The sequence below is a fragment of the Micromonospora sp. NBS 11-29 genome, assembly GCF_002140155.1.
GTDB lineage: Bacteria > Actinomycetota > Actinomycetes > Mycobacteriales > Micromonosporaceae > Micromonospora.
In genome coordinates this window covers 51,589-75,262 of record NZ_NAPR01000006.1, presented here as the reverse complement: position 1 = coordinate 75,262, position 23,674 = coordinate 51,589, and the positions used below count along the sequence as shown (strand labels likewise).

22 protein-coding genes and 2 pseudogenes are annotated in these 23,674 nt (G+C 72.8%); 10 read left to right on the top strand and 14 right to left on the bottom strand.

Features of this window, described 5'->3' with window-relative positions:
* Positions 1-43 precede the first annotated feature (43 nt).
* The 5 genes from rocD to B1205_RS31060 all read right to left on the bottom strand — a co-directional run bounded on the left by rocD (position 44) and on the right by B1205_RS31060 (position 5,272).
* Positions 44-1,258, bottom strand: a complete 1,215-nt coding sequence (gene rocD, locus B1205_RS08015; RefSeq protein ID WP_176308512.1) for an ornithine--oxo-acid transaminase — start codon at positions 1,256-1,258, stop codon at positions 44-46.
* Positions 1,258-2,073 carry a dimethylargininase gene (ddaH, locus tag B1205_RS08010; protein WP_176308513.1) on the bottom strand — a complete coding sequence of 272 codons (816 nt, stop codon included), beginning with the start codon at positions 2,071-2,073 and terminating at the stop codon, positions 1,258-1,260. The genes rocD and ddaH overlap by 1 nt, the downstream gene beginning before the upstream one ends.
* A gap of 389 nt (positions 2,074-2,462) precedes the next feature.
* Entirely contained in the window at positions 2,463-2,747 is a 285-nt protein-coding gene (locus B1205_RS31065; RefSeq protein ID WP_254909794.1) for a hypothetical protein, read from the bottom strand.
* A gap of 672 nt (positions 2,748-3,419) precedes the next feature.
* A complete protein-coding gene (locus B1205_RS08000) occupies positions 3,420-5,018 on the bottom strand; it encodes an RICIN domain-containing protein (protein ID WP_089155038.1) in 1,599 nt (532 codons plus the stop codon).
* Between the two features lie 44 nt (positions 5,019-5,062).
* Positions 5,063-5,272 (bottom strand): cellulose binding domain-containing protein, encoded by a 210-nt coding sequence (locus B1205_RS31060; protein ID WP_254909793.1) that lies wholly within the window; start codon positions 5,270-5,272, stop codon positions 5,063-5,065.
* Here B1205_RS31060 and B1205_RS31055 point away from each other — a divergent pair.
* The gene (locus tag B1205_RS31055) at positions 5,249-5,524 is read left to right on the top strand and encodes a hypothetical protein (RefSeq protein ID WP_254909792.1); all 276 of its coding nucleotides are present in this window, start codon (positions 5,249-5,251) and stop codon (positions 5,522-5,524) included. The two genes, B1205_RS31060 and B1205_RS31055, sit on opposite strands and share 24 nt — an antisense overlap.
* Before the next feature lie 451 nt (positions 5,525-5,975).
* On the opposite strand, the gene B1205_RS07990 is transcribed toward B1205_RS31055, so the two are convergent.
* Positions 5,976-6,266 carry a hypothetical protein gene (locus tag B1205_RS07990; RefSeq protein WP_089155037.1) on the bottom strand — a complete coding sequence of 97 codons (291 nt, stop codon included), beginning with the start codon at positions 6,264-6,266 and terminating at the stop codon, positions 5,976-5,978.
* A gap of 136 nt (positions 6,267-6,402) precedes the next feature.
* On the opposite strand from B1205_RS07990, the gene B1205_RS07985 reads away from it, so the two are divergent.
* Both B1205_RS07985 and B1205_RS07980 read left to right on the top strand, forming a co-directional pair.
* Positions 6,403-6,918: a hypothetical protein gene (locus B1205_RS07985; RefSeq protein ID WP_089155036.1), complete on the top strand. Its 516-nt coding sequence runs from the start codon at positions 6,403-6,405 to the stop codon at positions 6,916-6,918.
* Positions 6,919-6,922: 4 nt separating this feature from the next.
* Positions 6,923-7,732, top strand: coding sequence for an Fpg/Nei family DNA glycosylase (locus B1205_RS07980; RefSeq protein ID WP_089155035.1), 810 nt, complete (start codon positions 6,923-6,925; stop codon positions 7,730-7,732).
* Between the two features lie 79 nt (positions 7,733-7,811).
* Here B1205_RS07980 and B1205_RS07975 read toward each other — a convergent pair whose 3' ends face one another.
* The 4 genes and pseudogenes from B1205_RS07975 to B1205_RS07960 form a co-directional block, all read right to left on the bottom strand.
* A complete protein-coding gene (locus B1205_RS07975) occupies positions 7,812-8,687 on the bottom strand; it encodes an aminoglycoside phosphotransferase family protein (protein WP_089155034.1) in 876 nt (291 codons plus the stop codon).
* A gap of 84 nt (positions 8,688-8,771) precedes the next feature.
* A complete protein-coding gene (locus B1205_RS07970; RefSeq protein WP_089155033.1) occupies positions 8,772-9,722 on the bottom strand; it encodes an endonuclease domain-containing protein in 951 nt (316 codons plus the stop codon).
* A gap of 114 nt (positions 9,723-9,836) precedes the next feature.
* A pseudogene (locus B1205_RS07965) lies at positions 9,837-11,115 on the bottom strand (FAD-dependent oxidoreductase).
* Between the two features lie 41 nt (positions 11,116-11,156).
* Positions 11,157-12,305 carry a carboxylate-amine ligase gene (locus tag B1205_RS07960; protein ID WP_089155370.1) on the bottom strand — a complete coding sequence of 383 codons (1,149 nt, stop codon included), beginning with the start codon at positions 12,303-12,305 and terminating at the stop codon, positions 11,157-11,159.
* Between the two features lie 467 nt (positions 12,306-12,772).
* On the opposite strand from B1205_RS07960, the gene B1205_RS07950 reads away from it, so the two are divergent.
* The 4 genes from B1205_RS07950 to B1205_RS07935 all read left to right on the top strand — a co-directional run bounded on the left by B1205_RS07950 (position 12,773) and on the right by B1205_RS07935 (position 17,381).
* Complete coding sequence (locus B1205_RS07950; RefSeq protein WP_089155032.1) at positions 12,773-13,048, top strand: DUF6412 domain-containing protein; 276 nt, start codon at positions 12,773-12,775, stop codon at positions 13,046-13,048.
* 377 nt (positions 13,049-13,425) lie between these two features.
* Complete coding sequence (locus tag B1205_RS07945) at positions 13,426-14,172, top strand: YidC/Oxa1 family membrane protein insertase (RefSeq protein WP_089155031.1); 747 nt, start codon at positions 13,426-13,428, stop codon at positions 14,170-14,172.
* A gap of 75 nt (positions 14,173-14,247) precedes the next feature.
* Positions 14,248-15,672 (top strand): carbohydrate-binding protein, encoded by a 1,425-nt coding sequence (locus tag B1205_RS07940; RefSeq protein WP_089155030.1) that lies wholly within the window; start codon positions 14,248-14,250, stop codon positions 15,670-15,672.
* Between the two features lie 146 nt (positions 15,673-15,818).
* On the top strand, positions 15,819-17,381 hold the full coding sequence (locus tag B1205_RS07935; protein ID WP_089155369.1) for a cellulose binding domain-containing protein: 1,563 nt from the start codon (positions 15,819-15,821) through the stop codon (positions 17,379-17,381).
* Positions 17,382-17,408: 27 nt separating this feature from the next.
* Here the strand turns inward: B1205_RS07935 and B1205_RS07930 are convergent, their stop codons facing one another.
* Positions 17,409-18,071 carry a DedA family protein gene (locus B1205_RS07930; protein WP_089155029.1) on the bottom strand — a complete coding sequence of 221 codons (663 nt, stop codon included), beginning with the start codon at positions 18,069-18,071 and terminating at the stop codon, positions 17,409-17,411.
* 71 nt (positions 18,072-18,142) lie between these two features.
* Positions 18,143-18,736 carry a DUF1349 domain-containing protein gene (locus B1205_RS07925; RefSeq protein WP_089155028.1) on the bottom strand — a complete coding sequence of 198 codons (594 nt, stop codon included), beginning with the start codon at positions 18,734-18,736 and terminating at the stop codon, positions 18,143-18,145.
* Between the two features lie 54 nt (positions 18,737-18,790).
* Between B1205_RS07925 and B1205_RS07920 the strand changes: the two genes are divergently transcribed.
* Together B1205_RS07920 and B1205_RS07915 are read left to right on the top strand one after the other, a co-directional pair.
* A complete protein-coding gene (locus tag B1205_RS07920) occupies positions 18,791-20,443 on the top strand; it encodes an alpha-amylase family protein (RefSeq protein ID WP_089155027.1) in 1,653 nt (550 codons plus the stop codon).
* Positions 20,444-20,500: 57 nt separating this feature from the next.
* Positions 20,501-21,220, top strand: a pseudogene (locus tag B1205_RS07915) (SDR family oxidoreductase); the annotation flags it as partial.
* A gap of 61 nt (positions 21,221-21,281) precedes the next feature.
* Here B1205_RS07915 and B1205_RS07910 read toward each other — a convergent pair.
* Positions 21,282-21,698: a hypothetical protein gene (locus B1205_RS07910; protein ID WP_089155026.1), complete on the bottom strand. Its 417-nt coding sequence runs from the start codon at positions 21,696-21,698 to the stop codon at positions 21,282-21,284.
* Entirely contained in the window at positions 21,691-22,089 is a 399-nt protein-coding gene (locus tag B1205_RS07905) for a hypothetical protein (RefSeq protein WP_089155025.1), read from the bottom strand. The genes B1205_RS07910 and B1205_RS07905 overlap by 8 nt, the downstream gene beginning before the upstream one ends.
* 131 nt (positions 22,090-22,220) lie before the next feature.
* On the opposite strand from B1205_RS07905, the gene B1205_RS07900 reads away from it, so the two are divergent.
* The gene (locus tag B1205_RS07900; protein ID WP_089155024.1) at positions 22,221-23,117 is read left to right on the top strand and encodes a Gfo/Idh/MocA family protein; all 897 of its coding nucleotides are present in this window, start codon (positions 22,221-22,223) and stop codon (positions 23,115-23,117) included.
* Positions 23,118-23,674 lie beyond the last annotated feature (557 nt).

Sequence of the window (23,674 nt, the reverse complement as noted above, 5' to 3'; positions counted from 1 at the left end):
GCCGGGACCGTCGTGGTCCCGGCACCCTGCTTCGCGTACGCGGTCAGCCGGCCAGCACGGCGGCGAGCTGCGCCACCGCGTGGTCGATCTCCTCTTCCGTGATCACCAGCGGCGGGGCGAGCCGGATGGTCGAACCGTGGGTGTCCTTGGCCAGCACGCCGCGCTCCATCAGCCGCTCGCACGCCTCCCGGCCGGACATCAGCGCCGGGTCGATGTCCAGTCCGGCCCACAGCCCGCGCCCGCGTACCGCCACCAGGCCCTTGCCGACCAGGCCGCGCAGGCCGGCGTGCAGGCGCTCGCCCAACTCGGCCGAGCGTCGCTGGAACTCGCCGGTGGCCAGCAGCCGGACCACCTCGGTGGCGACCGCGCAGGCCAGCGGGTTGCCGCCGAACGTCGAACCGTGCTGGCCCGGCCGGAGCACGCCGAGCACGTCGGCGTTCGCGGCCACCGCCGAGACCGGCACGATGCCGCCGCCGAGCGCCTTGCCGAGCAGGTACATGTCCGGCTCGACGCCCTCCTGCTCGCAGGCGAACGTGGCGCCGGTACGCCCCAGGCCGGACTGGATCTCGTCCGCCACGAACAGCACGTTGCGCTCGGTGCAGACCCGGCGCACACCGGGCAGGTAGCCCGCCGGCGGCACCACGACGCCCTGCTCGCCCTGGATCGGCTCCAGCAGCACGGCCACCGTGTTCTCGTCGATCGCCTCGATCAACGCGGCCAGGTCGCCGTAGGGGACCACGGTGAAGCCCGGCGTGTACGGCCCGAAGTCGGCCCGCGCGTCCTCGTCGGTGGAGAAGCTGACGATCGTGGTCGTGCGTCCGTGGAAGTTGCCCTCGGCGACCACGATGTTCGCCCGGCCCGGCGTGACGCCCTTGACCTGGTAACCCCACTTGCGGGCGACCTTGATGCCGGTCTCCACCGCCTCGGCGCCGGTGTTCATCGGCAGCACCAGGTCCTTGCCGCAGAGCGCGGCCAGCTCCCGGCAGAAGTCGGCGAACCGGTCGTGGACGAACGCCCGACTGGTCAGCGTGAGCCGGTCGAGCTGCGCGTGCGCGGCCTCGATCAGCCGCGGATGCCGGTGGCCGAAGTTCAACGCCGAGTAGCCGGCCAGGCAGTCCAGATAGCGCCGGCCGTCCACGTCGGTCAGCCAGGCGCCCTCGGCCGACGAGATCACCACGGGCAGCGGGTGGTAGTTGTGCGCCGTGTGGCGCTCCGCGTCCCGGACCGCGGACGGGGTCCGCACCATGTCGTCGATGATCACTTGCTCGCCTTTCCCTGACGGAGTCGCAACGTGCAGCACTTCGGTCCGCCGCCGGCCTTGCGCAGCTCGGACAGGTCGATCCCGATGGTCTCGTAACCCCGGTCACGCAGCTTCGCGGCCAGGTCGGTGGCCTGCGCGGGCAGCACGACGTGCCGGCCGTCGCTCACCGCGTTCAGCCCCAGCACCTCCGCGTCGGCCATGGTGGCGTGGATCGCGTCCGGGAACAGCCGCCGCAGCACCGCCCGGCTGCCCGGGGAGAACGCCTCCGGCAGGTACGCCACGGTCCGCTCGTCGAGCACGGTGAGCGCGGTGTCCAGATGGTAGAAGCGGGGGTCCACCAACTGCATGGTGACCACCGGGTAGCCGAAGGTCTCCTGGAGTTGCGCGTGCGAGGCGTGCGCGGTGCGGAACCCGGTGCCGGCGAGCAGGACGTCGCCGACCAGCAGGACGTCGCCCTCGCCCTCGTTGACGTGCTTCGGGTCGTACACCTCGAAGCCGGCGGCCTCGAACCAGGCCCGGTAGGCGGGGGCCTCGTCGGCGCGCTGCGGGTCGCGGAACTGCACCGCCATGGCCCGGCCGTCGATCACCGTGCCGCCGTTGGCCGCGAAGACCATGTCCGGCAGGCCGGCGACCGGCTCGATCAGCTCGACGGAGTGGCCCAGGTCGAGGTAGGTCTGCCGAAGCTGCTCCCACTGCCGGACCGCCAGGTCGGCGTCGACCGGGGCGGTCGGGTCCATCCACGGGTTGATCGCATAGTCGACGGCGAAGTACGTCGGCCGGCACATCAGAAAGCGCTGGCGGATGGCGTCCATCGTCATGGTGGTGCTCCCAGGGTCGGGCGCGCCCGGCCACGGTCGGCCCACGGGCTGGCGCCGTGGTCCAACGGTATGCGCCCCGGTACGACGACATCCACCGTGGGAAGTTGCGTTCAGCAGCGAATCGTTGCGTTTGCCAGGTCGTGCCCGGCCGTTTGTTGCGTCCGCGGGCCGGCAGGACATGAGAGTAGAGAGCGGTATACCTCAAAGGCATAATTATGACTCTCGGGTATGTCGCCCGAAAAGGTCATGGCGGCCCTTCGGCCTGCATGAGCTCGATCGAAAGTCAACTTCCGAGATCCTGNACCGAAAGAGGTGTTGCCCGGCCGGTGAACCACCGGAGCTGTTCGGGCCACCGGCGCTGCCGGCGATCGAAAATGTGCCCGTCAGAACCGATCGGCAAACTGTGAGTCAAGCCACTCGCGGAGCCGGCCCACCCACTCGCCGTCCGTCGTCGGCCAGTCGAACTGCCCGGTCATCGCCACGATGCCGAGCACCACGGCGGCCAGGCCGACCGCGACGCCGATCAACGCGTCGGTCTTGCCGGCCACATGGCGACGTCGGGTGGCGATCAGCCCGAGCACGGCGAGCACCGAGCCGACCGCGCCGAGCCCGATGCCGTAGCCGGCCAGCGTGCCGGAGAGCACGAAGAGTGCGCCGACCACGGACACGATCAGGCCGAGCGTGGCGAGCAGGCTGGCCCGCGGCTTCTTCGTCAGCGCCGGGTCGACCGGCCGATCGGCAAGGCCGTCCCCGTCGAGGTCGACGGTCCGATCCGCGCGGCGGTCCCCGTCCAGGACGACGGGCCGGGCCGTGCGACCGTCCGNNCGTCCAGGTCGACGGGCCGGTCCGTGCGACCGTCCCCGTCCAGGTCGACGGGCCGATCTGGGCGGCCGACCCCGTTCAGGTCGGCGGTGTGCTCGGGCCGAGCGTCGCTGTGCAGGTCGGCGGTGCGTTCGGTGGCGTCCGGGTCGGCGGGCCGCGCCTTCCGGCCGAACGGCCGGCTGGTCGCCGCCCGCGCCGCGGCGGCGCGCTGCGCGGCCCGCTGCTCCGCCGCGCCGGTCCGCGCCAGGACCTCGACCCGCTCGGCGTCGGTGGCCGACCCGGTGTCGCCGGCCCGCCCGGCCTCGACGGTCCGTTCCGCGTCGGCGGCCCGTCCGGCGTCCGTGACCTGCTCGGCGTGGGAGATCCGCTCGGCGTCGGCGGCACGCTCCGCCTCGGTGGCGGTCGCGCCGCTGCGGTACGTGCTGCGCTCCGCGTCGCGGTCGGTCATCACCGGCTGGCCGGCTGCTCCGGCCGCGACGGCGTTCCCGTCGCGGGCGTCCACGACGCCGTCGCCGTTCTCATCGGTACTGCGCACCGGAGGGTTCCGGCGGGACAGAATCTTCACGTTGGCACCTCCTGATCCAGGCGCGGAGGCCGCGCATGACAGTGAGTGAGGTACCCAGGACCGCGGAAGTCGACACCCGTCCAGGGCGTGCCCCGGCCCAGGCCGGCGATCGGTCGCCACCGCCTGGGCCGGAGCGTCTCGCCTCGTGGAGGCGGTGACACCGCCCGTCACGACTGGGTACGTGACCACTNCCGGCGTTGACCACGTCCAGGCACTTGCCGCTGTGGCGGGCCCGAAGCTGGAACCAGCTCCCGAGCGCGGCCCACTGCCACTGCTGGTTGGTGCCGCTGCCGCAGGTGTACTGGATGATGTTGGCCCCGTCGGCGGTGGACGCGTTGGCGACGTCGAGACACTTGCCGCTGTTGGCGTTGACCAGGCGGAACCAGCCGCCGCCGGCGTCCTGGAACTCCCACCGCTGGTTCCCGCCGCCGTTCCAGGTCCACTGTTTGACCTCGGCGTTGTTCGCGGTGGAGTGGTCCATCACGTCCAGCACCCGGCCGCTGTGCCGGGCGGTGACCCGGTAGTAGGTGGGCGAACTGCCGGTGACCGTTCCCGTGGCCGCGTCGATGGTGACGGAGGGGTACCAGGTCAGGCTCATGCTGGTGGCGGTCGGGAAGGTGATCGGCAGCCACACGTATTGGGAGTCGTTGACCGGCCCGCCCCAGGCGCCCGCCCACCGGTCACCCAGGTACAGGTAGCTGGTGGTGGACGTGCCCTGGATCGGCAGCACGAAGGCCGGCTGGGAGCTGAAGGTGGTGCCGTTGCCCACGTCCGTCCAGCCGCTCCACGGTCCCGAGATGCTCGACGCGGTGGCGTACCGCGCCTGGTTCGGGCTCCAACCGGTCGCCGCCGAGGTGAGCAGGAAGTACGTGCTGCCCCGCTTGAACATCGCGGGCGCCTCGCGGGTCGCGCCGGGCCAGAAGTTGCCCACCAGCGTCGCGACGTTCAGGTAGTCCGAGGTGAGCCGGTAGATGTGCAGATCGCGGTTCTCGTTGGCGGCCGAGATCATGTACGCCGTACCGTTGTCGTTGTAGAGCGTGATGTCCCGCGACATGTGCTGCCCGAGCGGCCGGAAGCTGCCGTGGTAGGTGTAGTTGCCGTCCACGGTGGCCGACGAGGCGACGGCGGCCCGCGCCTCGTTGTAGTCGGAGCCGTTCTCCTTGTGCATCCACATCACGAAGCGGCCGGTGGCGGCGTTGTAGATGACCTTGGGGCGCTCGATGTTGGCTCGCTGCAGCTCGGTGGCCGACGCCTGAGTGAGCACGTTGTTGCGGAACTCCCAGGTGCGCAGGTCCGTGGAGCGGTAGACGGAGACCGCCCGGAAAGTGTTGTCCGGGTTGCGGTTCTCGCCGAACCAGTAGTAGTAGTTGTCGACCTTGAGGACGCCGCCGCCGTGGGCGTGCACCGGGCTGCCGCCGGTGTCGGCGAACTGCGTACCGTTGGTGACCGTCACCGGTGCCGCCAGCGCGCCCGTGACCGGCCCGAACACCACCGCCGTGACGGCCACGGCGAGCGCCGTCCCGACCGCCCGGAGGCGTCCGCCGATGCTCATCCGTTCGTTCCTTCCGCGCCGGACCGCCGTCGACCGCATGCCGGTCACCGGCCGCAGGTCGGCGTGATGCCGGCCGGCGTCGCGCTGGCCGCCACGAGCAGGCCGAACGTCGTCGAACCCCCCGGTGCCAGCGTCCCGTTCCAGGAGGCGTTGCGGACCGCGACGTCCGGACCGGTGCCGTCGGCCNCCAGCTCGGCGCCGGCTCCGTCCCGGTGTTGCGGACGGTGACCGTGGCGACGAAACCGCCGCTCCAACTGCTGCTGACCGTGGCCGTGGCGGCGCAGGTCGAGGTCGGCAGCGTCCGGTCCGGACCACCGATGATGTACGGATCGCGCGTGCCGTGCGTGTCGCTGAACCGGAACCAGTATTCGGTGTCGGGGGACAGCCCGCCGATCGTCACCGCCCCGGAGCGCTCCGGTCCCGTGCGGGCCTCGGCCACCGGGTTGCGCCACTGGGCGGCGTCCTCCCGACTCGTGAACAGGCTGACCAGCAGCGGCGGGTCGTAGCCACAGGGCGGGCTGAGGATCATCCAGTAGCTGACGGTGAGACTGGTGGTGGTGGCCCCGGTCACGCGGCCGCCGACCGGCAGCGCGGGCGGGCACGCCACCGTCGGGGTGGGCGCGGGTGTCGCTACCGGGGTGACGGGCGACCGGGCGGCGTCGGCCGAGGCGGCCCAGCCGGTCAGGGCGAGGGCGGCGGCCAGGGCCGCGCCGAGCGTACGAATCATCTGGTTCTCCTCAGACTGCGGCGCCGGTGGTGGTGTGACGGCACGGCGGACTGCCGGAGAGGACTGCCCAGCACCGGGTGGCGTGCCACCCCGCGCGTCGCTCTCCTGCGGGGATCGAACGGCTCGCACTGGCTCCCGAGCGCGGCCGGGGTCAGTCTTTCATTCGACCAACGTCGATTCAACGACGTCCCGTGGTGCGGCCGCGCCCCCGGAACGGGCGCTGCGCGGCCTCAGTCGGGTGCGATGCCGTGGGAACGGAGGATCTGGCGTACGCGTTCGCGCGTGTAGCCGGTCACCCGGACGATGTCGACCTGGCGCATGCCGCTCTGGGATGCCTCGACGATGGCGACGGCGAGCTGGTCGCGGGCCTCGGTGACCTTCTCCCGATCCTCGGCCGCACGCTGGGCGGAGGCCGCAGCGGTCGCCTGCGCCATGTGAAACGCACGCACAGCATCCGCTAGTCGGTTGGCCATGTGTTGGATGATCTCACTGGCCAAGTGAAGCATGATTTTCGCGATCATCGGTTGGCCAACTGATAATATAAACAGCGCTTGATTTGGCCAAACGAATGCTGATAATTTGGCATCAAGTCAGGCGGCCCTCGGCCAGCGATTGCGCCGCTGCCGAGGGCCTTGATCGCCTACGAGGAGGCGACCCGTGAGCACCCTACCCAACCTGCCCGACTGCGGTCAGCCGGCAACGACGCGGATCGAGCTGTACACGGCGAACTCGCTGGACGCCTGCGCGTACACCTGCGAGGCGCACACCCTGCACGCGACTGCGGCGCTCGGTCGAGCCGGGCTGGACGCGTACCCCGCTGGTCTGGCCCCGGGGTTGTCCCGAGCCTGCGGTCATGTGCACGTCTACCCGACCGGAACCCTTGCCGCCCCGGACGACCTGGACCACCCACGCTGGTGCGACCGGGACGGATGCCGGCACCGGGGTCAGCACCGCTCCCGCGCCCGGCAGGTGGACGTCGACCGGTTCGTCGTCGGGGTGGGCCTGGTGCGGGCGCTGCACCCCGCCGCCGAGCCGATGGTGAGCCTTCGCAGCGCGGAGGGCGGCGCACTGGTGCTGTCGATCGGGCAGGCGAAGGTGTTGCGCCACCGCCTGGCCCATGTGCTCGACCTGGCTACGGTCGGGTGGCGGGTCGGAGCGGCTGACTACTCTTGATCCTGTGCCAGAGGGACATTCCATCCACCGCCTCGCCGCCCGGCACGCCGAGCTGTTCGCCGGCGACAAGGTGCACGCCGACAGCCCGCAGGGGCGCTTCGCCGAGGGCGCGGCCCGGCTCACCGGCACCGTCCTCGACGGCACCGAGGCGTACGGCAAGCACCTGCTGCACCACTACGCCGGCGAGCTGACGTTGCACGTACACCTGGGGTTGTACGGGAAGTTCGCCGACGGGCCGGGGGAGCCGCCCCCACCGGTCGGCCAGGTGCGGCTGCGCCTGCACAGCGACCGCAACTGGCTGGAGCTGCGCGGCCCCACCGCCTGCGAGCTGCTCACCCCGCCCGAGGTGGCGGCGCTGCGCGACCGGCTCGGCCCGGACCCGCTGCGGGCCGACGCCGACCCCGATCGGGCGTACGCGCGGATCCGCCGCAGCCCCACGCCGCTGGCCGCGCTGCTGCTGGACCAGTCCGTGGTGGCCGGCACCGGCCTGATCTTCGTGACCGAGGCGTTGTTCCGCGCCGGGCTGCCCCCGCTGCTGCCCGGTCGGGAGCTGACCCCGGCCGGCTGGTCCGACCTGTGGGCGGACCTGGTGACGTTGATGACCCGCGCGGTCGAGCGCGGCCGGATCGACACGGTGCGCGACGCGGACCTGCCGGAGGTGACCGGCCGGGCGCCCCGGGTAGACCGGCACGGCGGCGAGGTGTACGTCTATCGGCGGCCGGGCGCGCCCTGCCACGTTTGCGGCACGGAGGTGAGCCGGGGCACGTTGGCTGGGCGAAACCTCTACTGGTGCGCCACCTGCCAGGCGCGCTGACCCGGCGTCAGCGGCCGGGCCGGGTGGTCGCGCTGGGCTCGGTGGTCGGGCCGGGCTCGGTCGGCGCGTGTCGGCCGGGTCATGTCTCGTCGAGCAGCCAGCGGGCGGCCTCGACGTTGCCCGGAAAGACCTGGTCGCCGCCGATGCTCCAGGCCACCGTCTGCCCGATCGCCCAGCCACGCACCCGTTCCCGGTCCAGGCCCAGTTCGGCGCTGAGCCGGTCGAGCCGGCGCCGCACCGCCGCCGGAGAGTGGCCCAGCTCGGCGCCGCGGACCAGCGGCACGATCGCGAACTCCCGCTCGCCGACCAGCGGTTTCGGGTCGATGACCAGCCACGGTTCGCGCCCGGCCGCCAGGATGTTGCCGGCGTGCAGGTCCTGGTTGACCAGCACCTGCTCGCCCTGGTCCGGGGCCAGTTCGGCGAGCAGCCCGAGCGCGGCGTCGAGGAGCCGCCGCTCGTACGGGCGGTTGGCCCGGCGCCAGTTGAGCGGCATCCGTTCGGCCCAGCCGGCCGCCTCCTCGGCGAGTGGCGTGAACGGCGGACCGGCCGGCACCGCGAGCCGGGGCAACAGGGCGAGCGCGGCGTCGAGCGCGGTGTCGGCCGGCAGCGTGTGCAGCGGCGTGCCCGGGTCGCACCGCTCGACCAGCAGTGCCCGCCGGTCGGCGTCGTGGGCGAGCAGCCGGATCGCGCCCCGGCCGGACCAGTGCGCCAGCGCGGTGGCCTCGTGGAGGCTGTCGGCGTCCGGGTACTGCACCTTCAGCACCGCCCGGGTGCCGTCCGGCAGCTCGGCCGGCAGGGCCAGCGAGGCGAACGCGTAGTCGAACGGCGGCCCGACGGCGGTCAGCTCCCACCGCTTCACGCACTCCGCCACCCGGGCGGGCAGCTCCGCCAGCCACGCCCGCCCGACCGGCGTCCGCTCGGTCCACCGCAACCCCGCCGGAATCTCCCACCGCATCCGCCCATCCTGCCCGAGAACACCGGTCGCCCTTTGGGTGCGGTTGTGGTCGCCAGGGCAACGACAACTGCACCCAAAGGGCGGTCACGGGCGCCAGCCGGCGGCGGTCAGGGCCGCACGGAGCTGCGCGACCACCTCGGCCGGGCGGTGCCGGACGTCGAACGCGGTGAAGCGCAGGATGCGGTCGCCCTCGATCCAGACCCGGTTCTGTCGACGCAGGTCCGCCGCCCAGTGCCGGACGTCCATGTGGTGTGCGCCGTCCACCTCCACGTGCAGCCGCCAGCGCCGCCAGTAAGCGTCCAGGTAACGCTGCCGACCGTCGGCGTCCCGGCGGCGCTCCTGCCCGTCCGGCACCGGGAGCCCGTGGCGGCGGCACAACCGCATCAGGTCGATCTCGGACAGGGCCTCCGCGCCGCCGGCCACATCGTGCAGCGTCTGCCGGATCAGCAGCCGCCTCCGAGCCCGCGGCAACCGGTCCAGCGCCGCGCCGAGCTCCGTCGGGGTCACCCGCCGCTGCTGGCAGCCGGCCGCCAGGATCGCCTGCGCCTCGTCGTCGGTGCCGGCCCACCCGGCCGCGTCCACCAGGGAACGCGCCATGCGGGTACGGCCCGGCCGGCCCCACTGCCGGTCAGCGGCGGACAGGTGACGCACCCGACGGACCCGCACCGGCGGCAGGCCCAGCGGCAGCCGGCGGAGCAGGTCGGCCGCCCGGCGTTGGTGCGGCACCAGGACATCCACCGCGTCGTACCGCCAGGCGCCGCGCAGCCCACCGGCCCGCGCGGCGGCCAGCCCGGCGAGCACCGCGCCGTCGCCGGCCGCCAACACCGCGACCCACCACTGCTGCTCCCGGGTGTACGGGCCGCCCGGCGCGGCACGCAGGATCCCGCGGCACACCCGATGCCAGCGGCCGCTCCCCAGCAGGTGCCGAACCCGACCGGGCGGCAGGACCGCCATCGCCTGGGCCCAGGTGAGCACCGTGGACTGCTCGAACAACAACCATTCCAGCCGTGACGCGTCGTCTCGCGGTATCCGCATCCGCCGATTTCATCGGGCCGCCGGCGCTCGCGTCCGTCCCCGGACGACATCTGGTGCGCGAGGTGTTAAGCGGGGGCCCCGCCTATGCAGAATGCGTTAACAAGGGGCCCTTCCTTACCGGGCGGCGGCGGCGAGGGCGTCGACGGCCTTGCGGGCGGCGATCAGCACCGGGTCCCAGACCGGCGCGTACGGCGGCGCGTAGCCCNCCGAGCAGCCGCCCGCTGGGCCGCTCGGCGATCAGCTTCACGGTCATCGGCCGGGCACCCGGGTAGTAACCGGCCCGGTTCGTCGACTCGGCCAGCACGGTGACGAACTCGAAGCCGGCGTCCAGGGCGTCCTGCTCGCGCAGCCCGGTGCGGCCCACCTCCAGGTCGCAGACCTTGGTGACGGCGGTGCCGACCACGCCGGGGAAGGTGGCGTACCCGCCGCCGACGTTGATCCCCACGACCCGGCCCTGCTTGTTGGCGTGCGTGCCGAGCGGGATGTGCACCGGCATTCCGCTGACCCGGTGCAGGGATTCCACGCAGTCGCCGGCCGCCCAGACGCCGGGCACCCCGGGCACCCGCATCCGGCGGTCCACCCGGATCCCGCCGGACGGGCCGAGCGGGATGCCGGCGGCGTCGGCGAGCGCGGTGTTGGGGCGTACGCCGAGACCCAGCACCACGACGTCGGCCGGGATCGGCCCGTCGGTGGTGACCACCGCGGCGATCCGGCCGTCGCGCTCCTCCAGGCCGGTCACCGTCGATCCGGTACGGGTGCCGATGCCGATGCCCCGGATCGCCTCGGCCACCAGCTCGCCCATGTCCGGGTCGACGGTGGACATCGGCTGCGGCGCCTGCTCGACGAGTTGGACCGAGAGCCCGCGGTTGACCAGCGCCTCGGCCATCTCCACACCGACATAGCCGCCGCCGACCACCACCGCGTGCCGGGGCCGCGGCTCGCGTTCGAGCCAGTCGAGCAGCTCGGCGCCGTCGTCGAGCGTCTGCACGCCGAACACGCCGGCCACCCCGGTGCGGGCCCACTCCGGCTGCACCGGGGTGGCGCCGGCGGCGTACACCAGGGTGTCGAAGCCGACCCGGACCTCGCCGCCGCCGTCCAGGTCACGCGCGACGACCTCGCGGCCGTCGAGGTCGATGGCGGTGACCTCGTGCCGCATCCGGACGTCGATGTCGAACTCGTCGCGGAAGGTGGCCGGCGTGCGGGCGACGAGCTGGTCGCGCTCCGGCACCAGACCGCTGATCCAGTAGGGGATGCCGCAGGCCGAGTAGGAGGTGAAGTGCCCCCGGTCGAAAGCGACGATCTCCAGGTCCGTCCGGTCGCGGCGGCGACGCGCCTGGGACGCCGCCGACATGCCGGCGGCGTCACCGCCGATGACGATCATCCGCTCCGCCACGCCGCTCATCCTGTCACGCCCGGCCCCGGCCGCGCGGCAGCTCAACCACGGGTCTGGCGGGCCACGTCCGCGACCACGTCGACCAACTTCCCGGTACGCGCGAACACCGCGCGCTGCCGTGCCGCGCCGCTGCCGTGCCGGCGTAGCCCGCCCAGCAGGTCGGTGACCTGGTCGAGGTCGCCGTGCCGCGTCAACTCCGGGCGCAGCCGGTCGACCAGCCGGTCGAGCAGTTCCCAGGCCGGGCGCAGCTCGCCGTCGGTCAGGTCGACGCCCTCGCCTTCCAGCCCGTCGTGGGCGGCCCGCCAGTGCGCCGCGACCAGCAGGTGATGATCGGTGTTGACGGCCGGCCGGCCGGCGGCGACGTCGGTGAGCGCGGTCGCGACCAACGCGCGGACCAGCGCTGCCACCAGCACCGCGTCGTCCACGGACGGGCAGACGTCCCCGATCCTGATCTCCACGGTCGGGTACTTCGCGGAGAGCCGGGCATACCAGTAGAGCATCCCCTCGTCCAGCATGACGCCGCTGGCGATGAGCTGGCGGATCAGCCGCTGGTAGTGCTCGTGCGACTTCAGGTAGGGCGTCGGCGCGACCGACGGCCAGCGCTCCCACTCGATCGAGCGCCAGCTCGCGTAGCCGGTGTCCGTACCCTGCGAGAACGGGGAGTTGACGGTGACCGCGTGCAGGATCGGCAGCCAGGGCCGGACGTGGTTGAGCACCTGCACCCCGGTGTCCGGGTCCGGTACGCCGACGTGCACGTGCATGCCGTTGTTGCCGGGGCCGGGCACCAGCAGCCGGAACCGCTCGATCATCCGGTCGAAGCGGGGCTTGTCCACCACCGGCGGGACCGGTCCGTCCACCGGCCCGGTGCCGATCGCCAACAGCCGTACGCCGGCCCGCTCGGCGGCGTCCGCCAGCTCGCCGCGGAGCATCGACAACGAGTGCCGGATCGAGGACAGCTCCAGGCCGGGCGGGCTGCCGATCTCGATCTGGCTGGTCTGGAACTCGCGCTCCACCTGACCCCGCAACTCGGCCGGCACCTGCTCCATCACCAGGTCGACGGCGGGCACCGCGGCACCGGTGTGCGGATCGGCGAGCAGGAACTCCTCCTCGACGCCGACCGTCAGCAGGTCCGTCCCGCCCGGCGCGGCGTCCCGCTCCCGCTCCGCCACTGAGCCGCTCATCGTCACCACCGTCTCCTCCCGACCGACCACGGCACCGTGCCGCGTGGTCGACGCCCTGTTACCCACCGTGGCGACGCCCGGAAACGCGCCGCACGGCGTGTCGGCGCCCCGGTTGCTACCGCGACGGTTTCGGGTCCGATGGCCGGTGCTCGGTGCTCGGTGCTCGGTGCCCGGTGCCCGGTGCCCGGTGGCCGGTGCCCGGTGGCCGTGGGCGGTGCCCGGTGGCCGGTGCCCGGTGCCCGGTGCCCGGTGCCCGGTGCCCGGTGGCCGGTGGCCGTGGGCGGTGGCCGGTGGCCGGTGGCCGGTGGCCGTGGGCGGTGGCCGGTGGGCGGTGGCCGGTGGCCGTGGGCGGTGGCCGGTGGTGGGTTCGGCGAAGTGGCGAGGTCCTGCCGGGGTGGATGCCGCCGGTTCGGCGGACTGGCGTTCGCGGGGCCGTCCGGCGTGACCGGACGTTCTAAGGTGGTCGTGTGGCGGGGATGCTGGCGATCGTGACGGGGGCGTGGGCCTACGCCCTCGTCCTGTTCGCGGACCGGCCGGCCGGGCTGCTCGCCGGTGCGGCGGTCGCCGCCGCCCTGCTGGTGGCCACCCTGCTCGCGCTGCGGGTGCGGGCTTTGCCCACGCCCCCCGGCACGCGGTACGCTGCCGCCCTGCGCGACCGCGCCCGCCGCCGGCGGATGCCCCGGCAGATCGATCCGGACGCGCCGGGCCGTCCCCGGCCGCGTGCACCCGGGCTGCACCCCTCGGCCGTCTAGCCACGACCGCCGCGGCGTCGCCGAAAGGCGCGCGCCGCCCGCGGGCACCCGCAGGGCGCGCACCTGTCCGGGCGCGCACCTGTCCGGGCGGGCACCTGTCCGGGCGCGCACCTGTCCGGGCGGGCACCTGTCCGGGCGGGCACCTGTCCGGGCGGGCACCTGTCCGGGCGGGCACCCGCAAGGCGCATACCTGTCCGGGCCTGGAGTTGTCCGGGGCACGGGTCCGCCGGGCCGGGCACCTGTCGGGTGGTTCTTCTGCCCGACGGCACCCGCCGGGCGGGCCTCCTCGTGGCTGTGCGGCCGATTCCGTCGTCATCCGTCCCGCTGTGGCGCTTCGCCGCATGGGACATCCGGAATCGGACTTCAGGGGTCTGCCCATGTTCGCCTTCGCACCGTTGCACACCGCGGCCTCGGCCGCCGCCACCGTCGTCACCTGGCTGGCCGACGTGCTCGCCCCGCTTCCCGGCGGGGCCGCGACGGCCGCCGCCATCGTCCTGTTCACCGCCGGGGTCCGGCTGTTGATCTCGCCGCTGACCCTGGCCCAGGTCCGTGGGGAGCGGCGTCGCACGGCGCTCGCCCCGGAGGTCCGTGAGCTTCAGCGCCGGTACGCGGACGATCCCGCCCGGCTGCAAAGTGAACTGTTCGCGCTCTACCGTCGGGCCGGCGCGAGCCCGGTCGCGGGCTGCCTGCCAGCGCTGTTGCAGGCACCGTTCTTCCTGATCATGTACCGCCTCTTCGCCACCGGTGACGGCGCACCGGAGTTGCTGGGGGAGCGGCTGGCCGGCGTACCCCTGGGGTGGCATCTCGGCGACGGGCTGGCCGGTCCGGTGCCGGTGGTGTTCGGGGTGCTGCTGGCCGCGCTGCTCGCGCTGGCCTGGTGGTCGTCCCGGCGGATGCGCCGGACGGCCGCCGCGACTGCCGGCGCGGTCGGCGGTTCGACGGGGGACGGTCCGGGCGCGGCGGTGCTCGGGCGGGTGCTGCCGCTGCTGCCGTTCGGGACCGTGCTGGTGGCGTTGGTGGTGCCGCTCGCGGCGGTGCTCTATCTGGTCACCACCACCGCGTGGACCGCGTTGGAGCAGGTGCTGCTGCGCCGGCCCCAGCCGATGGTGATCGACAAGCGTTGACAAAGGCGGGGGCGGACGCGTAGAAATCGCTCTCAGAGAGCGCTCTCCGCCCCGTCCCCGCAGAGAGGCACCCCGATGAACCCGATTCCGGCGGCTCCGGCCGCCTCCTCCGCCGTGCCCCGGTTGCGCCGCCGGCTCGCCCTGGCCGCGGCCGTGGTCGCCACGACCACCGCGGTCGCGACCGTCTCGATGACCGCGCAGGCGGCCGTGCCGGCCCCTCCCTCCGGGTGGAGCCTGGTGTGGAGCGACGACTTCACCGGCGCGGCCGGCACGCTGCCCTCGTCGGCCAACTGGATCATCGACACCGGCACCAGCTACCCGGGCGGCCCGGCCAACTGGGGCACCGGCGAGAAGCAGACCTACACCTCGAACACCGCCAACCTCTCCCAGGACGGCTCGGGCAACCTGCGCATCACCCCGCTGCGCGACTCCGCCGGCCGCTGGACCTCGGGCCGGATCGAGACCGTCCGGTCGAACTTCAAGCCACCGTCCGGCGGCGTGCTGGCCCTGGAGGGCCGGATCCAGATGCCCAACGTCACCGGCGCGGCGGCGTCCGGCTACTGGCCGGCGTTCTGGGCGCTCGGCTCCCCGTACCGGGGCAACTACCAGAACTGGCCCGGCATCGGCGAGTTCGACGTGATGGAGAACGTCAACGGGATCAACTCGGTCTGGGGCGTGCTGCACTGCGGCGTCGCGCCGGGCGGCCCGTGCGACGAGTTCAACGGCCGGGGCGCGTCCCGGGCCTGCCCGGGCAGCACCTGCCAGTCGGCGTTCCACACCTACCGCTTCGAGTGGGACGCCTCGGTGAGCCCGCAGCAACTGCGCTGGTACGTCGACGGTCAGCTCTTCCACACCGTCACGCAGGGCCAGGTCGGCGAGCCGTACTGGACCCAGATGACCAGCCACAGCGGCTACTTCCTGCTGCTCAACGTGGCGATGGGTGGCGGCTTCCCGGACGGGGTGGCGGGTTCGGCCACGCCGACCTCGGCCACCGTGTCCGGCCGGCCGATGCTGGTCGACTACGTGGCGGTCTACTCCCGCGGTGGCGGGAGCAACCCGTCGCCGACGCCGACCACGCCGCCGACGGGCGGGGTGCGCAACGCGTACGCGAACATCGAGGCCGAGTCGTTCGACGGGCAGAGTGGCGTGCAGGTGGAGACGTGCACCGAGGGTGGGCGGAACATCGCCGCGCTGGCCAACGGTGACTGGGCCCGCTTCGACAACGTGGACTTCGGGTCGACGCCGCCGCGCGACTTCGTGGCCCGGGTCGCCTCGGGCGCCGCGGCCGGGGTGAGCGGCCTCGTCGAGGTCCGGGTGGACAGCCGCACCGCGACACCGATCGGCAGCTTCGCGGTCGGCAACACCGGTGGCTGGCAGAGCTGGCGCTCGGTGCCGGGCAACGTCGGCTCGGTGACCGGCCGGCACACGGTCTACCTGACGTTCACCAGCGGCCAGCCGTCGGACTTCGTCAACGTCAACTGGTTCACCTTCCGCCGCTGAGGCGGTGAGCGCGAGGCGGGGCCCGGACGCGGTGCGTCCGGGCCCCGTCGAACGAATGCTGGACAGAAACAGTTAACACTCTTAATAATAGGCTCACGTCGACGGTAGTGAATGCCTGCCCGCCCCGCCCGTCCCTGGAGGACGCCGTGAGACTCCGCTCCCGCCTGGGCACGCTGGCCGCCGCGCTGACCACCGCCGTGGTCGCCGGCGCGCTGCTGGCCGCGCCGCCCGCCTCCGCCGCCACCGCCGCCTTCGTCCGCACCTCCAGCTGGAGCAGCGGGTACGAAGCACGGTTCACCGTCACCAACGACAGCTCCGCCGCCATCTCCTCGTGGAACGTCCAGTTCGACCTGCCCAGCGGCAGCACGCTCGGCTCCTTCTGGGACGCCCGGCTGACCACCTCCGGCCAGCACGTCACCGCGCTCAACCAGTCCTGGAACGGCGCGCTCGCCCCCGGCGCCAGCACCAGCTTCGGCTTCGTCGTCGCCGGCACCGGCGACCCGGTCAACTGCACGGTCAACGGCGGGTCCTGCACCGGCGGGGGCAACCCCGGCAACCCCGGCGCCCCGGCCACCCCGGGCGGGCTGCGGGTCACCGGCACCACCGCCTCCTCCGTCGCGCTGGCCTGGACCGCCGTCTCGGGCACGGTCACCGGCTACCGGGTGTACGAGGGCAGCACGGTCAAGGCCACCGTCACCGGCACCTCGGCCACGGTCTCCGGGTTGGCCGCGTGCAGCGGGCACAGCTACACGGTGACCGCGTACAACGGCAACGGCGAGTCGGCGAAGTCGCCGGCGGTCTCGGCCAGCACCACCGGGTGCACCGGCGGCGGGAGCGCGATGGCCGCCGCCCCCTACCTCTACCCGGGCTGGGGCGACCCGCCGGCGCCGGCCACCGTGATGGGCGCGACCGGGATCAAGTGGTTCACCATCGCGTTCGTGCTCTCCGGCGGCGGCTGCACCCCGGCCTGGGACGGCAACGGCCCGCTGACCGGCGGCACGCACGCCGCCACCATCGCCGCGATCAAGGCGGCCGGCGGTGACGTGATCCCCTCCTTCGGCGGATGGAGCGGCAACAAGCTCGGCCCGAACTGCTCCTCGGCCGCCGCGCTCGCCGGGGCGTACCAGCAGGTCATCAACGCGTACGGGCTGAAGGCGATCGACATCGACATCGAGAACAGCGACGAGTTCGAGAACGAGGTGGTGCAGGACCGCATCCTGGACGCCCTCAAGATCGTCAAGCAGAACAATCCGGGCATCAAGACGATCGTCACGTTCGGCACCTCGACCACCGGCCCGGCGTACCACGGCACCCGGCTGATCAACCAGGCCGCCGCCAAGAACGCCGGCATCGACGTGTTCACCATCATGCCGTTCGACTTCGGCGGCGGCGCGAACATGTACCAGAACACGGTGAACGCGGCCGAGGGCCTGAAGACCGCGTTGAAGAACGCGTTCGGCTGGTCCGACGCCACCGCGTACGCGCACATGGGCCTGTCCGGCATGAACGGCCTCTCCGACCAGCAGGAGCTGACCTCGCCGGCCACCTGGACGCAGATCCGCGACTGGGCCAAGGCCCGCGGCCTGGCCCGGTTCACGTTCTGGTCGGTCAACCGGGACCGGCCCTGCGCGGGCGGCGGCGTGGTGTCCAACTGCTCCGGCATCGCGCAGAACACCTGGGAGTTCACCCGGATCACCGCGGGCTTCTGACCCGCCCGACGCCCTCGCGACCGACGGTCAGCGCCCGGTGGTCACCGACTGCCGGGCGCGCCGCCGGCGCACCTTCTTCACCGCCCAGCTCACGATCATCACGCCGAAGACCGCGAAGATCGCGTAGTTGAACCACTGGCTGTACCGGTCGACGTCCTCCCACCGGGACCCGAGCAGGAAACCGGCGCCCACGATCAACGTGTTCCACACCCCGCTGCCCAGCGTGGTCAGCAGGATGAACTCGCCAAGCGGCATGCGGTTCGCGCCGGCCGGAATGGAGACCAGGCTGCGGACCACCGGCACCACGCGGCCGACCAGCACCGCCCAGCGGCCGTGCCGCTCGAACCAGCGGTCGGCCTTCTCCAGGTCCTCCAGGTCGACCAGCGGGATGTGGTCCAGCCAACGCTTGAGCCGGTCCTCGCCGAGCGCCGCGCCGAGCCAGTAGAGCACCAGCGCGCCGAGCAGCGAGCCGGCGGTCGCGGCCAGCACGATCACCACCACGTTGAACCGGCCCTCGGCGGACAGGTAGCCCGCCATCGCCAGCACGATCTCGCTCGGGATCGGCGGGATGATGCTCTCCAGCGCCACCAGCAGGGCGACCCCGACCGCGCCCAGCGAGTCGATAACGCTCGCCACCCAGCCGGTCAGCCCGGAGAACTGGTTCGGGTCGACGTCCTGGGCCAGGGCCATGGCGGTCCTTCCAGACGGGGTGCGGGAGATCCGGGGGTAGTACCCGGGTGAGCCCCGCTCACACCTGTGGCTCAGGTCTCCGGGTGCAACGCCGCGTCCGCCGGCCCCCGGCGCCAGCCGGTGAACCGGACCAGCAGGCCGCCCCGGCTCGGCGAGCAGCAGTACGGCCCGGCCGTCGCCGACGCCGCCGGGTCGAGCGGGGCGACCCGCACCCGCCGCCACGGCTCCTCGTCCACCCGGGCCCGGACGGTCAACGCGTCCCCGGCCCGGCTCACCCGGACCGTCACGTCCCGACCCGACCACTCCGGCACCGGCGCCACCGACCAGTCGGAGAACTCGTCGGTCACCACGGCGCCGACCTGCGGGACGCCGTCGCTCACCTCGACCCCGGCCTTGGTCCACCGCCGCTCGTCCACCCGCACCAGCACGCCGGCCTGGTCGAACTGGGCGCCGTAGTCGAACCGGAAGGACACCTCGACGGAACTGTCCACTTCGAACGGCGCCAGCAGCGCGGACCCGTCGTCGTGCACGAAGCCGTAGCTGGTGCGCCGCCAGAAGTCACTGCCGCCACGCGGCTCCACCAGCAGCACGCCGTCGACGGCCTCGGCCCGCTCGGGCGGGTTCAGCCACTCGCCGGCCGACCAGTCGGTGACGGGTGCGTCCATGCCGGCCAACCTACCGGGTTTGCCGGATCGCGCATGCGGAGAAGTAGTTCCCGCATGGGTGACAGGTGGTATCAGGAGGCGGTCGTCTACTGCCTCGACGTGGACTCGTACGCGGACTCCGACGGCGACGGGGTGGGGGACTTCCAGGGCCTGATCGGCCGGCTGGACTACCTCGCCCGGCTCGGGGTGACCTGCATCTGGCTGAACCCGATCCACCCCTCGCCGAACCAGGACGACGGGTACGACGCGACCGACTTCTACAACGTCGACCCACGACTGGGCACGCTCGGCGACTTCGCCGAGCTGCTGCACCAGGCGCAGAACCACGGCATCCGGGTGATCATCGACCTGGTCGTCAACCACACCTCCGACCAGCACCCGTGGTTCCAGTCCGCCCGGTCGTCGCCCGACTCCCCGTACCGTGACTGGTACGTCTGGGCCGACCACGAGCCGGCGGACCGGCACCAGGGCATGGTCTTCCCGGGCGAACAGCACGAGACCTGGACCTACGACCGGACCGCCAAGGCCTGGTACTACCACCGGTTCTACAAGTTCCAGCCGGATCTCAACATCGAGAACCCGAAGGTACGGGCGGAGATCAAGAAGATCACCTCGTTCTGGCTCCAACTCGGTGTCTCCGGCTTCCGGATGGATGCCGTGCCGTTCATCATCGAGCAGACCGAGCCGGGCAACCCAAACGCGCCCAAGGACTTCGACTACCTCTCCGACCTGCGCCAGCACGTACAGTGGCGGCGCGGCGACGCGGTCCTGCTGGCCGAGGCGAACGTCGAGCCGGAGGAGCTGCCGGTCTACTTCGGCGACGGCGGCGGCTCGGGCAACCGCATCCACATGCTCTTCGACTTCATGCTGAACAGCCGCCTGATGCTCGCGTTCGCCCGGGAGGACCCGGAGACGATCATCGACGCGCTGCGCGACACCCCGAAGCTGCCCACCGGCGGCCAGTGGGCCACGTTCCTGCGCAACCACGACGAGATCGACCTGTCCCGGCTCACCGCCGACCAGCGCAACGACGTGCTGGCCAAGTTCGGGCCCGATGAGAACATGCAGCTCTACGGGCGGGGCATCCGCCGCCGGCTGGCCCCGATGCTCGGCAACGACCGCCGGCACATCGAGCTGGCGTACGCGCTCCAGTTCTCGCTGCGCGGCACGCCGGTGCTGCGCTACGGCGAGGAGATCGGCATGGGGGAGAACCTGGCGCTGGACGGGCGCAACGCGATCCGTACCCCGATGCAGTGGTCCTACCAGGACAACGCCGGCTTCTCCACCGCCGAGCCGGAGAAGCTGATCCGCCCGGTGATCGACAAGGGTGAGTACGGCTACCAGCAGGTCAACGTCACCGCGCAACGCAAGGACCCGCGCTCGCTACTGGGCTGGTTCGAGCGGATGATCCGTACCCTCCGGGAGGCCCCGGAGGTCGGCTCGGGCAGCACCAGCCACATCGACGTGCCGATGCCCGCCGGTGTGCTCGCGCACCGCGCCGACGGGCCGACCGGCACCATGGTCTTCCTGCACAACCTCGGCACCGAGGACGTGGAGGTCGACCTGAGCACGCTGGCGCCCGAGGCGAACCTGCCGATCGACGTGCTCAGCGACCGCAACTACGAGGACGTGGGCAAGCTCGACCGGCTCAAGCTGGGCGGGCACGGCTACCGGTGGATCCGGCTCTGCCGGGGTGGGGCGGTCTGACGGACGCGTCGGCGGGTTAGGCTCCTCCGATCGAGCCCAAGTTACCGGGAGGTAATCATGTCGGAGGAGCCCCGCGTCGCCATCGTGACCGGCGCCGCACGCGGTATCGGCGCGGCCACCGCCCGCCGGCTGGCGGCCGACGGCATGGCCGTCGCCGTGGTCGACATCGACGAGTCCACCACCGGGGAGACCGTGGACGGCATCGTCGCCGCCGGTGGCCGGGCGCTCGGCGTCGGCGCGGACGTCGCCGACCGGGCGCAGGTGGAGGCCGCCGTCGAGCGGGTCGCCGCCGAGCTGGGCGCCCCGACCGTGCTGGTCAACAACGCCGGGGTCCTCCGCGACAACCTGCTGTTCAAGATGACCGACGCCGACTGGGACACGGTCCTGGGCGTGCACCTGCGCGGCGCCTTCCTGTTCAGCCAGGCCACGCAGAAGCACATGGTCGAGCGGAAGTGGGGCCGGATCGTCAACCTGTCCAGCACCTCGGCGCTGGGCAACCGGGGTCAGGCGAACTACGCGGCCGCCAAGGCCGGCATGCAGGGTTTCACCAAGACGCTCGCGATCGAGCTGGGCCCGTTCGGCGTGACCGTCAACGCGGTCGCGCCCGGCTTCATCGTCACCGACATGACCGCGGCCACCGCGGCCCGGATGAAGGTGGACTTCGCCGCGCTCCAGGAGCACGCCGCCGCCGAGATCCCGGTACGCCGTACCGGCCGCCCCGAGGACGTCGCGCACACCATCTCGTTCCTGGCCAGCGAGGGCGCGTCGTTCGTCTCCNCCGCATTTCGGGCGCGTGCTCGGAGCTTGGGCGTGCTCGGAGCTCGGGCGCGGCCGGCGCTCAGGCGGGGTCGCGCCGGGTGCGCCACAACCAGAACAGGCCGAGCACCGGCAGCACCAGCGGGATGTAGCCGTAGCCGCCGCCGAAGTCCGACCAGACCGTCTCGTCCGGGAACAGCTCGGGGTCGGCGATGCTCAGCACGCCGACCGCGAGCACCCCGACCAGCTCGACCGAGCAGCAGGCCAGCGCGAGTCGACGGCCGGCGTGCCCGGCCCGGGCCAGCCCGACCGCCGCCACGATGTAGATCACCGCGGCGAGCGCGGAGAGCAGGTACGCCACCGGCGCCTCGCCGAACCTCGTGGCGATCTGCAGGCCGGCCCGCGAGGTCGCGGCGATGGCGAAGAGGATGTAGACCGCGATCAACAGCCGGCCCGGCCCCCGGTTGGTGGCGCGCTCCGGCGCCGTGGTCTCAGCCACCCACGACCTCCCAGGTCTGCTGGAGCCGGACCACCACGACCGGCGCGACCAGGCAGATCGCGCACACGATCGCCGATCCCCAGCGGGTCGGCTCCATCCGGGCCAGCACCCAGGCCAGCGGCGGCAGGCAGACCAGCGTCACCAGGTAACCGAAGAACGCCCCCGGCTCGCCCGGACGGTCGCCGTCGCCGAGCGCGACCAGCGCCACCACGGTCAACGCCAGCAGCGCCAGTTCCACCACGGCCAGGCCGGCGAACTGAACCCGGTCCGGCGGGCGCTGCCGCACGGCCGCGACCAGGGCCCACACCGCGACCGCCAGCGAGAGCACGATCGCGGCGGTGGCGAGGAACCCGTCCACCGGCGAACTGGTCAGCGACGCCGTGTCGTTCACCGGCCCAGCCTACTAACCGGCGTAGTAGCGGCATGCCGGCCGGGTCGGGACGCGCCGACCGGGCCGGGCGGCTAGCGTGGATCACGGTCCCGGCGTACGCCGGTGGCCGACGACGGCGGTAGGGGGTCGGGGTGCGGTTCGGGTTGTTCGGCACCGGTCACTGGGCGGCGGAGACGCACGCCGCGGGCATCGACGCCCACCCGCGGGCCCGACTGGCCGGCGTGTGGGGGCGGAATCCGGCGAAGGCGGAAGCCCTGGCCACCCGGCACGGCGTACCGGCCTTCACCGACGTGGACGCGTTGCTCGGCGCGTGCGACGCGGTCGCCGTCGCGCTGCCGCCGGACGTGCAGGCCGACATCGCCGTGCGGGCCGCCACCGCCGGACGGCACCTGCTGCTGGACAAGCCGCTGGCGCTGAGCCTCGCCGACGCCGACCGGGTGGTCGACGCGGTCCAGGCGTCCGGGGTGGCCTCGGTGGTCTTCTTCACCCAGCGCTTCCACCCGAACGTCACCGGCTTCCTCGCCTCGACCGCGGCGGCCGGCGGCTGGCAGCACGCCCGGGGCACCATGTTCGCCTCGATCTACCAACCCGGCAACCCGTACGGGAACTCGCCGTGGCGTCGCGACCGGGGCGCGTTGTGGGACATCGGCCCGCACGCCCTGTCGCTGATCCTGCCGGTGCTCGGCCGGGTCACCCGGGTCGCCGCGATGGACGGGCCGAGCGGCCTGGTGCACCTGCTGCTCACCCACGACGGCGGCGCGACCAGCTCGCTTTCGCTCACCCTCGACGCCCCGACCGAGGCGTTCACCCGGGACTTCGTCTTCTTCGGCGAGAACGGCACCGAGACCGTCCCGCCCGGCGACGGCAGCGCGCTCCAGGCCTTCGGTGGCGCGCTGGACCAGTTGCTGGAGGAGGTCGACGCCGGCACCCGGGACCACCGCTGCGACGTGCGGTTCGGCCGCGAGGTGGTGGCGGTGCTCGACGCCGCCGAGACCGCCCGGGCGCAGGGACGCACGGTCGAGGTCTAGGAAAACCCGTCGCGGGCGCACCGGTGGACGGCTAGCCTGGCCGGCATGTTCACGCATGCCCTGATCGACGTGGCCGTCGCGCCGGCCGCGCGAGGGCTCCTCCTGGTCGCCCGCCCGCGGACCCGGCGCCCGGCCCTGGCCGGTCGGGACGCCCGCCGCGCCTGACGGCGATGATCGGCACCTGAGCCACACCGCTCCGCCACCGCCGATCCCACCACTTCGCCGAAGTGGCGGTATCGGCTGTCGCGGACCATGCCACTTCGCCGAGGTGGCGGTGCCAGGCTGCGTTGCCTGAGCCACTTCGCCGAGGTGGTGGCCGGGCTGTCGCGGACTACGNCTGTGCTGCCGATGCCGTTTCACCGAAGTGGCGGCATCCGGCAGTCGCGGACCACACCGTTTCACCGAGGTGGCGGTATCGGCTGTCGCGGACCACACCGTTTCGCCGAGGTGGTGGTGTCGGGCTGTCGCGGACCACACTGTTTCGCCGTGGTGGCGGTGTCGGGCTGCGTTGCCTGAGCCACTTCGCCGAGGTGGTGGCCGGGCTGTCGCGGATCACA

Bases quoted from the DNA above. Each gene is read 5' to 3' on its own strand.
- ddaH (WP_176308513.1), bottom strand. From the start codon at position 2,073: ATGGACGCCATCCGCCAGCGCTTTCTGATGTGCCGGCCGACGTACTTC.
- B1205_RS07990 (WP_089155037.1), bottom strand. From the start codon at position 6,266: ATGATCGCGAAAATCATGCTTCACTTGGCCAGTGAGATCATCCAACAC.
- B1205_RS07975 (WP_089155034.1), bottom strand. From the start codon at position 8,687: ATGCGGTGGGAGATTCCGGCGGGGTTGCGGTGGACCGAGCGGACGCCG.
- B1205_RS07970 (WP_089155033.1), bottom strand. From the start codon at position 9,722: ATGCGGATACCGCGAGACGACGCGTCACGGCTGGAATGGTTGTTGTTC.
- B1205_RS07950 (WP_089155032.1), top strand. From the start codon at position 12,773: ATGCTGGCGATCGTGACGGGGGCGTGGGCCTACGCCCTCGTCCTGTTC.
- B1205_RS07945 (WP_089155031.1), top strand. From the start codon at position 13,426: ATGTTCGCCTTCGCACCGTTGCACACCGCGGCCTCGGCCGCCGCCACC.
- B1205_RS07940 (WP_089155030.1), top strand. From the start codon at position 14,248: ATGAACCCGATTCCGGCGGCTCCGGCCGCCTCCTCCGCCGTGCCCCGG.
- B1205_RS07930 (WP_089155029.1), bottom strand. From the start codon at position 18,071: ATGGCCCTGGCCCAGGACGTCGACCCGAACCAGTTCTCCGGGCTGACC.
- B1205_RS07925 (WP_089155028.1), bottom strand. From the start codon at position 18,736: ATGGACGCACCCGTCACCGACTGGTCGGCCGGCGAGTGGCTGAACCCG.
- B1205_RS07920 (WP_089155027.1), top strand. From the start codon at position 18,791: ATGGGTGACAGGTGGTATCAGGAGGCGGTCGTCTACTGCCTCGACGTG.